We start from the raw sequence: 13,849 nt of genomic DNA, 5'->3' as shown, positions 1-13,849 counted from the left end.
ACAAATTTGCAATCTTCGCAGCTTGATTCGGGTCCGGGTCGGTCGCCGTCAGGATAATGATGACAGTCTCCTCAGGCCTGGTGGCCGTGACTTTGCCTACGAGTGCCTGAGCTCCCCCACTCAAATCAAGTTCTTTGGCAACGGCTCCGAGCACCTTAGCGCTCGTTGCCAAGCTAACGTACGACGCAACCCGCTTTTCCGCAAAAGCATTGCTTTCGGACACGTCCGTCGCAGAGGCGGCCCCAATCACCGATAGGAAAAGCTGGGTTTTCGCCTGATATTGAGGGGTCTGCAGAAAAGTGTACCCCGCCGCTAGCGACAGCCCGATGAGGGTGGAGACCAGGATGGCGAGCCACCGCAGTCGAATGACATGTACCCAGTCTTTCAACTCCATCATTTCGCCAGCCTTGTCCGTCGCAAAAGCAACTCCGTTTCAACCGAAAGAAGCTGGACACCATCTCCGAATCGGAGTATGCCACATGGCAAGAATACCTACGACGGCCTCAGACGTCAGCTGTAATAATGCAGGTCGTCGGGACTGGGTACGTCTGGTCGGCGACGTGCGCTCCGCCCCTGGTGCCGTCGATCCCCCGGCTATTGCGCGGCGGGTTTGTTAAGTCTCAAGAAGTATCGGATTTGCTGGCCTCCGTATCTACAGAATGGGCAAGTTTGGTGCCGTCAACCCAGTATGCCGACACTCCTCGAGACTGCGCCGAATACGAACCTGCTGGAAGCTTGATAACTGGAACCGGATCCAAAATCCCCTACGTACCGGCGGGGCTCCGTAGAAGGCTGGCAAAGCCGACGTTTCCGCTTAAACTATTCGTCGAGGTTTTGATCGTGCCAGTCCCAAGCCTTAGGAGTGTGCCCACGTTCTTGCCGACGTTGTTCCGTACATTCAATTCCGAGGTGGCGCCAGTACCCGCAACCAGGATAAATGCGTCCTGTACCGTTCCGTTTTTGACGATACTGTTGTCGTCGACGGTAATTCGGTCGCCCACATTGATGTTGATGACGTAACCGGAGGATGTCCCGCAGTCTGCAAAGTTGTTACCCAAGATACTGACGTCTTTCATCGTGCCGGTATTTTCGTAGCCCAAACGAACAATTTCGCCGGGCCAAGAGCTAAAAGTGTTCCGTTCTATACGGACGCCGAGCAAGCCGTTCAGGATGAATCCGGGCCCGGTATTACCCGCGCCAGGGGCATTGATGATGTTGTCGTGGACGTGAATGTCGATGTAAGGGTCTGTGTCTGCAGCCCGGTGATCGTGCCACTCGAACTTAAAAGCCGCTGCTTTCGATCCGGAGAAGGTATTCCCAGCAACCTCCCAGCGCTTCGACGTGAAGGTGGGCGGCACCAGCGATACGCCGACATCGGCTGCGAAGCCGCCACAGTCCTTGAAGGTGTTGTTGATGATCCGGATGTCGTTGCAGATTGCCGTTGTGTCGAATACGTTCGGTTCCACGTCGATAGCACCAGGCATGGTCGGGGCCGCAAGCCGGGTAAAGGTGTTTCCTTCGATAAGAACGTTCTCACCGGCTATGACAGTTACTCCATTCCGTCCGGCGTAGTTCACGCCGTCAAACAGATTGTTGAAAATGCGCACGTCACGATTACGGACTCCGGTATCCGTTCCTCCGACGCCAGTGCGGGCGATGGTAATAGCATCGCCCTGCATGTTGAGGAACTGGCAATTGCTCACTACAAGTCCATTGACCGCGGACATGTGCAGAAGTGCCTGATTCTGGCTAAGCTTTCCAGCACCCACAAATATGAGGTCAGTGAAAGTAATTCCGCTGTCGTTTTCAGACGGGTTGGCGGTCAGATTCCAGCCGATAATGGGATCTACCTCGCCGGCGCCAGCGCGGTTGTAATGCAAAGTGGAGGCTCCTGGTACGCCTCGGAAGGTGACGTTCGATTTTCCTGTACCCACAACCTTGCGACACAGGTACGTTCCGGCAGGAAAGAAGACGGTAGTGCCAGGACCAGCGGCATTGAGAGCAGCCTGAATAGATGCGCTGTCATCAACCGCGCCGCCGCCCGTAGCGCCGTAGTTCTGGACGTTGAGCACGAGTTCGTCCTTGCCGGTAGGCACGGCATCCTCGTGCAAGGGTTTCCGTAAGGCGGCAACGCTTGCCACGGAGATGCCAGCGAAGGCCGCGGCTCCGGCAAGGATCACGCGGCGGGGGAGCCCTGACGACGGAGCGGTCGCTGAAGTGCGGTCTGGACGGTCCATCCTTCTCTCCTCTGGATTACAACTTCGGGGAACGCGACAGGGGAAGATACTCCTGGTTATGGAATTCGGCTTATCGCCACGTGTGGGGCGTGAGCGGCGGATGTCCGCGTACCAATATCGCTTGCCTTTCATGCTTAATTATCAAGGATGGCCAGTGCTTGGGCACCCCTAACTTGAGGATGTAGGGGACTAGCCCGTACCGCTGGCCTATCGGCGTTGAAGCCCGTACAGCACTAGGAATGCGCGCCGGTGCGTGATCACACGCTTGGTCGGGAGGCGTTTTACCGGAGGTTGCCGTCTTCGAGCGACTCCGTTATCGAGGAGCAACGCACTCAGACCCCCGGATACCTAACGTGGGTAGTAGGCTCTTCGTGGTTCGTGGGGAAATGGATTCCTGGAATGAGCGGCATGCCGCCACCGGACGGCACTTCTCAAGAGAATTAGCGATCTGAAGTTGGCGGCGTTGCGGTACCCGCGGGCGGTTCTCTTGATGTTCTTGATCGCTGTGTTGTTGGCCTCAACTTTTCCGGTCGTAGCCCGGTAATAATCAGCACCTCAATCTCTTTCAACCACCTGCAGACGGCGCGGTAGAGCCTGTTCGCCTCGGTCCGGGCTGCCGCCTTGACGAGCACCTCGAGCTTTGTCTTCGCTGCCGCGGCGTCCTCCAGAGAACCGGCGCGCAGGACCGGAGTAGTTTTTTGACCTTCCAGACCGCCCGAAGGGTGCAGGTCGGATCATCGACGGCGAAGACTTCCTCGAGCCTGGCCGCTGCCCTGCAGCTGAGCGTATCGCGACCAGGCAGCAGCATGGTCGGCCAGGGCGTATCGACGGCCCGACCGCGTCGGCCCTTGACCTGCTGGCAGAGATTCTGCCCGGTCTCCGTCACGGGCTGGTTAACCAGCGAGACCAGGTGGAAGTGATCAACCGCAACAGCAGTGCACGGAAGCCACATCCAGCGACGTTCCTTCCGTGGGGAGGCGTCGATACCGCAGCTCGGGCAGCCCAGTGGCTGGTCGGTTTCAATGACGACTTGCCGGCGGCCGGCGGTAATGCTGGTGGAAATTGACATGAAAGCCGGCAGGTTGAAGACGATAGTCGCAGCGTCGGCTGCAACCCCGGTAGGCTCGTTCAAAGGCTCGGGGTCTTGTTCGAAGTTGAATGCTAGACACACTCATCCCAGCAAGTCCACGCGCCCCATTGTCTTCAACGACACGAACTCATTTCCCCACCAACCACGAAGAGCAGGGCACGACGGCGAGCGCGCCCGTAGTGCTCCTCACGTTCTACGGCAGGATCAAACTGGTCCAACTACCTCGAGGGCGGACAGTCTAAATTCTCCCGGCGGGTTAGCTGAGCCGCGTTATGAAGCTGAGTTCATGCGGGCGTTAGGGAAAAGAAGGAAGAGGGCTTTGTGCCGCTGCCAGGGCCTCGCGGGCGGAACTACGGCAGCAGTCTTGGTAGTCCCTGTGGTCAAGACGACAGGTTGCCGCAGGCTTTCGTGCCAGCACAGGGAACTCCAACCGCGAAGCAGCACTAAGACGCGTCGGGTCCGTGTGCCCCTTCGATCAGGTTGCCATGGGTGGCACAAGCCGCCGGCGCTGCCCAACCCATAAAAGCTAACTCCCGTCCTTGAACTGACGGCAATTAGACTGCGCCGTCACCGATTCGATGTAGAAAGCGCGGAACTTGTCATCAAACGATCAACTTCGACATCGATCAGATCCCCGTCGAGCTCCGCCAGACCCCGGCCCAGTGGTCGAAACTGTACTTCTCGCTAATAACATCCCGCGCGTGTTTTCCTAACGCTGATCGGTCGGCATCCTCGGACGCAATGAGGTCTAGAAGAGCCTGCTCCCAATCCTGTTTTGTAGTGGCGTAGCGTCCGCCCATAGCTTCCAAGACTCCGCGATTCGCTCCCACAGGGCTTCCAACGGTGGGCAATCCTGACGCCCCGTACTGAAGCAGCTTGTAAGCGCACTTACCTCGAGCGTATAAGGAGTCGTCCAACGGCATGATGCCTATATCTGCTTGCGCCAGGACCGACCCGAAGCTCTGTGGTGACCAAGCCACCCGCTCGACAATTTTGTCTAGTTCACCAAGCGACCTACTTCCAGCGCTGACTACGAGCAGTCGTATACTTCTTTCAGAGTGAACCGCCAATAGGGGCTCAGTGATTTGCTGCAAATAGGGCTCAGTTGCAGGTGATCCCATCCAGACTAAGGTCGGCACCTCGGCCAGGGCATAGTCAGATTTCGGAACATAGTCTGGTGGATTCACGCAACTCGGGATAATGACGACGTCCGCGCGAAGCTTCGCCGCATGTTCGGCCAGATATTCGTTGCCGGCGATAACCACGTCGGCTGCTGTTATCGCGGCGGACCACACCTTTGCTTTGTTCCATAATTTTCTGGGTCCACGAGCATGAGTGTCAAAGATGGCGTCGTCGAAGTCGTAAATGCTACGACTAGCGCCCGTTAACAGAGATGATTCCAGTCCTCCATTGCTGAAAGGCGATGCCTCCCTACTCAGGAGAAGAGTCGACGTCTTTACTTCCCTGGCGAGCCTCCTCAAATTTAACTCGGCATGGACCAGTCTTGGAAGCCCTCGGATAATGCTCCGCAACCCGTTTTCGCCGCCACCTAGGTAGTCATGATGGACCGCCTCGATATCTAGGAAATGCAGCCAGTCATGAATTCGCACTCTAGCGCTACCACCGGTAACTCCATACGTGGCTACAGTAACAAGGGGGTTTCCGTCTTTTGTTGCCAACGCACTTTCCTTTCGAATGCAGTGCCTGCCGCTTGTCCCTCGAGCTGCCATGATAAACAATGACACTCGCCCAGGCGCCGGGACCTTATCCACCCGCAAATGTAAAATAAAACCGGCCCACTTACTTGAGAAAGCAATATGGCTACCCTTAGACAGCGATATATGCATACATGAAGAACCACATAGACGCTAAGAAATCCTTTTCTATTAGGCTAAGCCGGGAGGTGTCATTCGCACCGGTTACAGTTGCCCCCCCCCCCCCAATTTCTATGGTCAGCAAATCGACGCCAAAACACCGGGCCTGAAGTCTTTATGCCCCACGCAATAGCAGTCAGGACAACAGTCTCGTTCTGTCGCCTATGCCACTACCTGTTCCGACTGCGCCTGCGTGGCCATCAGAACCGGGGGCGAGAACCCGGCCGAATATGCTTGGGACCAGCTGGAGCCCTGACGCTTACGGTGGCGTCGCTGGTTATGAAGGGTGTCGATGCTTCGGTGGCCCCACCGAATTGTATGAACTGCCCCTTAGTTACAATTTTTCTATGTGGTCAAAACATAACTTGTTCTTGGTGTCGAGTAGGGGAAGATATGAAGAGGCTAACAAGGTCAAGTCGAGATCGTCGTGATCCGTGATGAGAACCGCAATGTCGGCCGCTGAGACTGCAGCCTCATCGAGGGCTACCTTTGTTACTCCTGGGGGCCAGCGGTGCGCCTCAATGTGCTCGTCCACTGCGATGAGTTTTGCCCCTGCGCCAAGAAGTAGTTCAATGAGGCGGAGGGAAGGGGCCTCGCGAATATCCCCGGTATTCTTCTTGTAAGCCAGTCCAATCAGCAGGACAGTAGATCCAGAAATGGAACGCTGATCGCTGTTGAGCATTAGCATCAGTCGCTGGACGACGTAGTCCGGCATATGGTCATTTACGTCGTTCGCAAGTTCGACGAACCGAAAGTTCTGTCCCAACTTGCGGCGGACCTGCCATGACAGATAGCTCGGGTCCACTGGCAGGCAGTGCCCTCCAACGCCGGGCCCAGGGGTAAACTTCATAAATCCGAATGGCTTTGACGACGCCGCTTCAATGGACTCCCAAATGTCCACGCCGAGCTGATGCGCGTAGATTGCCAACTCGTTCACCAAGGCTATGTTTACGTGCCTGAAGGTGTTTTCTAAGAGCTTTGTCAATTCGGCTTCCTTCGGACCGCGGACGGGAACTGTCTGATTGACAAGCCTTCCATAAAAAGCTTGAACTCTTTTTAACGACTGGGCATTAATACCCGAAACGACCTTCGGGGTTTCGACGAACCCCCAGCGTTTATTACCTGGGTCGATCCGCTCCGGGCTGTAGCCTACATAGAAGTCTTTTCCGGCTTCAAGCCCTGAGCCCTCCTCCAGTATCGGGACGAGAAGTTCTTCTGTTGTGCCTGGATACGTCGTGGACTCGAGAACGACAGTCGCGCCGGCCCGCACGAGAACGGCCAATGATCTCGCCGATTCTTCGATGAAAGTCAAGTCTGGAAGGTGCTCACGCAGAGGTGTGGGAACTGTGATCACGGCGATGTCGAAGCCAGCAGCCTCCCGATAGTCAGTAGTGGCTAAATAACGTCCGGATGCGAGCGCCGTCCGCAGTGTTTCCTCATTGATATCGTCAACGTACGAGCGACCGGCAGACAGCTGATCGATTCGGCGCTTGTCCACATCCACACCAACGACGTCGTAACCCACTTCGGTCGCCCGAATGGCCACAGGTAGGCCAACATAACCCTGACCGACTATAACGACTTTTTCCTGCTCGGTAGCCATAATTGATTTCCAATCAGTTTTGAATTATCGGTCTAAACAATTCCAGGCTACAAGTATTGGTCGCTGCTTTTGATGACACTTTTGTGTTTACAAGTGCAAATTTGCGGCCTGGTTACGGCGGCGGATTTATTGTTTTTTCAACGATAATGGCACCATTCGAGGGTGAAGCCGGCCTGGTCCTGCCCTCCAATGGCTTTTGCCACCTTGGGCGGGAACTGACGAAGGTGGCATCGGTTTTCGCCTTGAGTTGCGATGCAGATGTCTGAGGGGTGGCAAAATGGACTCGACTGCGGGTTCTCTAGCCACCCTCTTCATGCCCCCTCATGGGAAGAGGACCGCTTTTTTCAGGGAAAAGGTTGCGACTCTGGCTGGTCTCTTCTTGCTCTTCCAACCAGGCTTGAAACATGAGTATGGTCCACAACTGATGTTGGTGGTTGCGCTTGCCCCCAAGATGGTCCGACCATATGCCTCGGACTACTTCAGGGCGAAAGTATCCCTCCCGTCGCAATCGTTCCTCGTTAAGCAGCAACTCAGCCCAATCACGAAGCGGGCCCCTGAGCCAGCTGTCAAGGGGCAATCCAAACCCCATTTTGGGACGTTCGATAAGCCGTTTGGGTACGTGCCGGTAAAGCACTTGTCGAAGCAACCATTTCCCTTCTCCCCCCCTCACTTTCTTATCGATTGGCATACGCCACGCAAGCTCAATAACGGATGGGTCCAACATGGGTGCCCTCGACTCCAGGCTCACAGCCATGGACGCCCTATCAACTTTCACCAAAATGTCGTCGGGCAAGTACGTCAGCGTATCCATCGCCATCATCCACTCCACAAAGTCGGATTTTTGGGGCCACTGTCGTCTGTCGGTCATTATCGTCGCCGGTTCAGCACCGCCCAGAACAACCCTCGCCGGATCGTCCCAATGGCTGGTGAGCTGGCGGTAGTAGTTTGCCTCACTAGCGGTATTTAACACTCCGGCTAACTTCTGCGCTTTATCGCCTAGGGTGGTCATATGCAGCCGTTTGGGCAATAGGTTGCTGAATTTTTCAGAAAGCGAGTCCCACGCAGCGGGTGGGACTGTCGAGAGCCCAGCGGCAGTAACTCGCCGCAGGGGCGACGGGAGACGGGCGATACTCGACCACACCGTGCGAGCGGCCAAATAGCGGTTATAGCCGCCGAAGACTTCGTCGCCACCGTCGCCAGTTAGGACGACTTTCACGTGCTTGCTAGCGAGTTCACTGACTAAGAAGGTCGGGATTTGTGAGCTGTCGCTGAATGGTTCGCAATACATGGAAGGCAGTGCCGGAATAATGTTCAGACCATCTTCCGGCCGCAATATGAGCTCTGTATGGTCGGTACCCAAGTGCTGAGCCACAGCCTTCGCATGAAGGGACTCGTCGTACTGTGAACTGGACGAACCGATGGTGAATGTTTTGACCGGCCGCGCCCCCAAAGCCTGCATAAGTGCAACGACCGTGCTGCTATCCACACCCCCGCTCAGGAACGCGCCCAAGGGCACATCGGCAGCCATCTGCCGCAGCACACTGGCCCCTAAAACGGTTTCCAACGCATCCGTTGCCTGAGCATCACTACCAATGAATGGTTCAATCTGCCCCTGGCCAAGAAGTTCGCTGAACTGCCAGTATGGAACCGGCTCGGGTGACAGCAGCTCCTCTAGAGCAATGTGCGTCAGAGTCAGATAATGCCCTGGGCGAAGCTTATACACACCTCTGTAGATTGAATATGGAGCCGGGATGCAGTTATGCCGAAGCAGGAGACACAAGGAGTCTCGACTGACTTCATTTTCGAATGCGGGATGAGCTTTCAGCGCCTTCAATTCTGAACCAAAAAGAAACGTCTCTCTTTGCCAACCAAAGTAGAGAGGTTTCTCACCGAAACGATCGCGGGCCAGCGTCAAAGAACCACTTGATCTGTCCCAAAGGGCGAGTGCAAACATTCCCTCGCAAGCCCTCAGTGTCCGCTCAATTCCCCAAACGGCGAAGCACTCGAGAACTGTTTCCGTGTCCGAATGACCTCGCCATGCAATAGTCTTCTCGGCGTCCAACAAGGTGCGCAGATCAGCATGGTTGTAGACCTCGCCATTGAACACAATTACAAAGGCTCCGTCAGCAGAGACCATGGGTTGGGCACCTGCGTGGCTCAGATCCAGAATGGACAGCCTTTGGTGCCCCAGTGCGACGCCTGCCGCCTCATCCACCCAGACTCCGCTAGCATCCGGCCCCCGATGACGGATTCGTGCAGTCATTGCTGCTGCCACATCAGCCCTCGGTTGGACCGAGTATCTCTCGTAAAATCCGCTGATTCCGCACATCGCTGCCCTAAATCCTGCCTGTCTGTGTTATCGATTTTGCCTAGGGATCCCGTCGCCGCAGCCACCCGGCCGGCCATGGTTCATTACTGCCGCGGTCGGCGACACCAATTCGCATAGCCCGAAATTGTCGGACCCAACCGACGCCACCGCGGGTGCCCTCCTCCGCAGAGCCAGGCTGGCAAGATGAAGACACAGCCCAACTCTTGCCTTCTTCGTTGAACGCGAAAGCAACGTCCGGACTTGATTAGTCTGTGCCCGCGAGTACTTCCGGCTTTTCACGGGTGCGCAACCTCTAAACGAGTCGAGCTCGTTTACTGACACTGGCCGAAGTGTGGCGCCGTATTGCAATGGAACCAGAGGAGATCGTTGGGGTTCCCTCAATATTCAGCGCTCCTCAGGGTAGTTTCAACGTCGTCGGCCGGTTCTAAAAGAAGCGACCGGGCGTAAAACTCCTCCAGTAGGCCCCAAACAAGTGGCTGCCGAAAATAATCGTGAGCCCGTTGCCTGGCGGCTTCTCCCATCCTTTTCCGGAGGCTGGGATCTTCGATTAGCATGGCCAGGGCATCCGCCAACTCAAGCGCCGAGTCCATTTGGGTGATAATCCCAGTTTCGCCGTCTATAACTGAGTCGACCGCCCCAGTTGCATCGGTTGTTACTGTAGGGACGCCTGTGGCAGAAGCTTCCAAGACAACGTTGGGGAAGCCTTCCCTGCGGGTCGGCAAACACAAGAGGTCCATTAGACGGTAGTAGGGTGCGGTATCACGAACATAGCCCGTTAGGCTTGGATACCGGCCGCTACGCTCCAACGCTTGCAGAGCGGCTGGTGCCTCGGAATCGTCGACTCCTCCGACGATCAACAACTGGTGGTCTACTCCCCTGCTATGCAAAATGTCTCGAGCCTTGGCTAATTGCGCTAGACCTTTATCGACTGTCAACCGGCCGACAAATCCTATTACGGGGACGTTGAAGTCCAGCCCGAGCGTCATGGCGAGGCTATCCCTGTTCGCGCCACAACCGCGCTGTGTTTTAGGTTCTATTGACTTGAAATGAAGAAGATCCACGCCGTTGGAGCTTCCTGCACCTAGGACGATGACTTTCTCGGAGGGGACCAGACCCAGCCCGACGGCCCGGGCTCTTAAACTCTGGCTCACGGCCAGAGCCTTGTGGGCGGTAGCGAATGCTAATTTTTCCGGAAACATAAGCATCTTGAATTTGATGCCCTCAGCAGTCTCTAAACGAAGGCCGCGCAGCAGGTAGATACGAGTCGGGACTCGAGTGAGCCAGGCCGCGATTCCACCGAGAAGACCGGCCTTCGGAGTCCCCACAGAGGTAATGTCGGGCCTAATACGTTGCAAAAGAAGGACCCACCGACCTAAGGCTACGAGGTCCGCAATGGGTGCTGGCCTACGTGCCATCACGATGCGATGCGTGGTTATGCCTGGTTTGTCATCCAGCTCGTCCAATAGCGGGCCGGGCGAGCTAACGACATGGACGTCCCAACCGCGGCTGGAAAGATACTGCGGGAACCCGTCCATTAGACCGAGGGATATGTCGACGGTGACGCCAAGCAAAATCTTGCGTTTGTGTAGTGCCACTAACTCACCTGCTCGCCTTGAAACCATTGGATGGTCTTAGCAAGTCCCTCATCGAGGTCTACGGGAGTGATGGTCGGAAAGAGTTCCCTGATTCGCCGACCGTCGGACTGCGAGGCGCGTACATCTCCGGGTCTGGACTCAACGTGCTGCACGTCAATTTTGTGGCCTAATGCCACTTCCATGCGTCCAAGCAAATCCATAAGTGTGGTGTTAGTGCCAAAGGCAAGATTAACCGGATCCAGCGAGTAGATACCTCGCTGGACGGCGTCAAAAATAGTCGCGCATACGGTCCTGACGTAGGTAAAATCGCGGGACTGAAGCCCGTCCCCGTGCACAGTGACTGGTCGGCCGTTAATCGCTGCGTCCAAAAAGCGTGGAATGACCGCCGCGTAATCATGGTTTGCCGGCTGCCCAGGGCCAAAGACGTTGAAGAATCGGAACGCAAGGGTCTTCATCCCATATGAGAACCCATAGGCGATGGTGTAGCCCTCGGTTGCATGCTTGCTCACTGCATATGGGCTCATTGGCCGCGTCCAGTCAAACTCAGACTTGGGGAGAGCCTTGTTGCTGCCGTAAACCGAGCTCGAGGAAGCTACAGTCACCTGCGAGGTTCCACACTCACGAGCCACTTCAAGAACGTTTAGAGTACCAGTGGCATTGGCATCATGGCTCGGTCGGGGCGCATTTACGGAACGTGGAACACTTCCAATCGCCGCCAAGTGAATGACAGCGTCGACCCCGCGAGTGACATCACGGAGCAACTCGTAGTCAAGAATGGACCCTTTACTGAAGGTAGCCTCGAGACCATCCAAGTTTTCAATCCGGCCGGTACTCAGATCGTCGATCACACTCACCTCGATAGCAGGATCTCGGCGATTGAAGTAGGCCACAAGATTCGAACCAATGAAGCCCGCCCCGCCAGTGACTAGAACTTTCAACGCAGCTCCTGGGGAGTAACTTGCCTGTGCCGACGCCGAAGCCACGGACGTGCGCACTCATCCATGCAACTGCCCTAAGAACACGGAACGAATGTTCACCCGGAGAATCCTCATGGTGAAACGCTAGATTCCCCGAACTGAGACAAACCAGCGTAGGAACTACCCGTTTTCGGGACCCCCCACTACTCGGCGAGAGTCCGTTCGATTCACCGCCGCAAAACGCTTAATTGGTACCACCCTTTACCGAGTCGCCCTGCGACCATTAGGCGGCCATTGCACTGGCAAGCAGCAACGCCACCAGGTTGCTGAGGTGGAGAAACGACGATTTCGGACCAACGGATTCATCGCGCGATGGCGCGCAAGGTGCGGAAAATGATGAGCAGATCGACCCAAAAGCTGCGTTCGCGAACATAGCGAACGTAGTACTCAAGCTTGGCGGGCAGGATGGTATCGATGTAGGCCTGTTCGGGGTCCGGCGCCTGCCCAAGAATGGCGCTCTCATCCTTGTACAGAATCGATGCCCAGTCGGTCACGCCAGGCTTGACCGACAGCACCAGATCACGTTCGCGGGGCGGGTAGCAGGCAACATAGCGAGGCACTTCCGGTCGCGGGCCCACTAGGCTCATCGTACCGTGGACCACATTGAACAGCTGCGGCAATTCGTCGAGCTTGTACTTGCGCAGGAAGTGGCCGGCCCGTGTGATGCGCTTATCACATCCGACGGTCAGGAGGCGCTGCGGGGTTGGCTGCACCGACATCGTGCGGAACTTGAGTATGTGGAATAGCTTGCCGTGCCGCCCGACCCGAACTTGGCGGAACAGCACCGGTCCCGGCGAATCGAGCCGAATCCAGAGTGCGATCCCGGCTAGGAGCGGTGACAAGAACAGCACGCCGATCGTGGCCGTACACAAGTCGAAGACACGCTTGATCATGACAGCAGCGCACGAAGGGCATGGATGACGCGCTCCTGGTCGGCGTCCAGCATGCGGGTATAGAGCGGTAGGGTGAGCATCGCGCCAAAGGCGGCCTCCGCGACCGGGAAGCGTTCAGGTTCGGACGCGCAGTTCGCGCGCCAGTAGGGCTGGCGGTGCAGAGGGATAAAGTGCACGCTGGTGCCGATACCCAGTTCCGACAACCGCAGGATGAGCTCGTCGCGGCGCAGCGGCGCGACATCCAGCACGCGCACAACATACAGGTGCCAGGCGTGCGTGCTCGTGCCCTGTGGGCGGGGAGGCAGGACCAAAGGCAGCTGCTCCAGTGCAGCATCGTAGCGCGCCGCCAGGACCTGGCGCCGATCGAGGAACCTGTCGATCTTGCGCAATTGTTCGATGCCGATGGCCGCGGCGATGTCGGTCAGGTTGTACTTGAAACCGGCCGCCACGACCTCGTAGTACCAGGCCGGCGTCTTCGACACGTAGCGGTCGAATGCATCCTGGCTGATGCCGTGCAGCCGCATAAGGCGAATACGGCGCGCCAGCTCGGGATCGCGCACCACCACCATTCCACCTTCGCCAGTCGTCATGGTTTTGTTGGCATAGAAACTAAAGACTGTGATGTCGCTGTCCAGGGTGCCGACCAGCTGGCCCTGGTAGCGGGTTGGAAAGGCGTGTGCCGCGTCCTCGACTACGTGCAAATGAAAGTGCCGCGCCAGTGCAAGAATGGCGTCCATGTCGCAGGCCATGCCGGCATAATGGACGGGGACGATGGCGCGAGTGCGCGCAGTGATCGCGGATTCGACGGCCTTGGCGTCCATGTTCAGCGTAGAGCTGTCGACGTCGACCAGCACCGGCTGGGCGCCGAGGTAGCGCACCACCTCGGCGGTAGCGGTGAAGGTAAGGGTCGGCACGATGACCTCGTCGCCCGGCCCGATGCCGAGGCTCTCCAACGCCAGGTGCAGTCCTGCCGTGGCCGAGTTGACGGAAATCGCCTGAACGTTGGCACCGAGGTAGTCGCGAAAGGCCGTTTCGAAACGACGTGCAGTCGGACCGGTTGTGACCCAGCCCGAACGCAGGCAGTCGACCACGGCAGCAATTTCCTCATCACCGATGTCGGGCAAAGCGAAAGGGAGGAAAGGAGCAGCTGTTTCGCCAAGCTGGTGGTCATCCATGTTCGTCAATCTCCCGCACATCGGTCCGTAAGGGTTGTCCGAGTACCTGGTAGGTGAGGTGGTCGATCGTTGCCGC

The 13,849-nt window shown here is 56.9% G+C and carries 10 protein-coding genes; all 10 read right to left on the bottom strand.

Annotated features, from left to right (window positions below):
• A partial coding sequence (locus ACR65J_RS20385) for a YveK family protein (RefSeq protein ID WP_440172530.1) occupies positions 1-397 on the bottom strand: 397 nt, incomplete at its 3' end.
• Positions 398-764: 367 nt separating this feature from the next.
• Positions 765-2,237 (bottom strand): glycosyl hydrolase family 28-related protein, encoded by a 1,473-nt coding sequence (locus ACR65J_RS20380; RefSeq protein WP_440172528.1) that lies wholly within the window; start codon positions 2,235-2,237, stop codon positions 765-767.
• A gap of 348 nt (positions 2,238-2,585) precedes the next feature.
• Positions 2,586-2,729: a hypothetical protein gene (locus ACR65J_RS20375; protein ID WP_440172534.1), complete on the bottom strand. Its 144-nt coding sequence runs from the start codon at positions 2,727-2,729 to the stop codon at positions 2,586-2,588.
• 1,224 nt (positions 2,730-3,953) lie between these two features.
• Positions 3,954-5,006, bottom strand: coding sequence for a glycosyltransferase (locus tag ACR65J_RS20370; protein ID WP_440172526.1), 1,053 nt, complete (start codon positions 5,004-5,006; stop codon positions 3,954-3,956).
• A 529-nt stretch (positions 5,007-5,535) separates the two neighbouring features.
• Entirely contained in the window at positions 5,536-6,804 is a 1,269-nt protein-coding gene (locus ACR65J_RS20365; protein ID WP_440172524.1) for a nucleotide sugar dehydrogenase, read from the bottom strand.
• A 298-nt stretch (positions 6,805-7,102) separates the two neighbouring features.
• Positions 7,103-9,133: an asparagine synthase (glutamine-hydrolyzing) gene (asnB, locus tag ACR65J_RS20360; RefSeq protein WP_440172522.1), complete on the bottom strand. Its 2,031-nt coding sequence runs from the start codon at positions 9,131-9,133 to the stop codon at positions 7,103-7,105.
• Positions 9,134-9,510: 377 nt separating this feature from the next.
• Positions 9,511-10,728 carry a glycosyltransferase family 4 protein gene (locus tag ACR65J_RS20355; RefSeq protein WP_440172520.1) on the bottom strand — a complete coding sequence of 406 codons (1,218 nt, stop codon included), beginning with the start codon at positions 10,726-10,728 and terminating at the stop codon, positions 9,511-9,513.
• The gene (locus tag ACR65J_RS20350; protein WP_440172518.1) at positions 10,728-11,666 is read right to left on the bottom strand and encodes an NAD-dependent epimerase/dehydratase family protein; all 939 of its coding nucleotides are present in this window, start codon (positions 11,664-11,666) and stop codon (positions 10,728-10,730) included. The genes ACR65J_RS20355 and ACR65J_RS20350 overlap by 1 nt, the downstream gene beginning before the upstream one ends.
• A 341-nt stretch (positions 11,667-12,007) precedes the next feature.
• Positions 12,008-12,598 (bottom strand): sugar transferase, encoded by a 591-nt coding sequence (locus ACR65J_RS20345; RefSeq protein ID WP_440172516.1) that lies wholly within the window; start codon positions 12,596-12,598, stop codon positions 12,008-12,010.
• Complete coding sequence (locus tag ACR65J_RS20340; RefSeq protein ID WP_440172514.1) at positions 12,595-13,773, bottom strand: DegT/DnrJ/EryC1/StrS family aminotransferase; 1,179 nt, start codon at positions 13,771-13,773, stop codon at positions 12,595-12,597. Before ACR65J_RS20340 ends, ACR65J_RS20345 begins: the two co-directional genes overlap by 4 nt.
• Positions 13,774-13,849: the final 76 nt, after the last annotated feature.

This window comes from Arthrobacter sp. SAFR-044, from assembly GCF_059414985.1.
The sequence above is the reverse complement of the archived record's forward strand: the minus strand, read 5'-3'. Positions and strand labels throughout refer to the sequence as shown.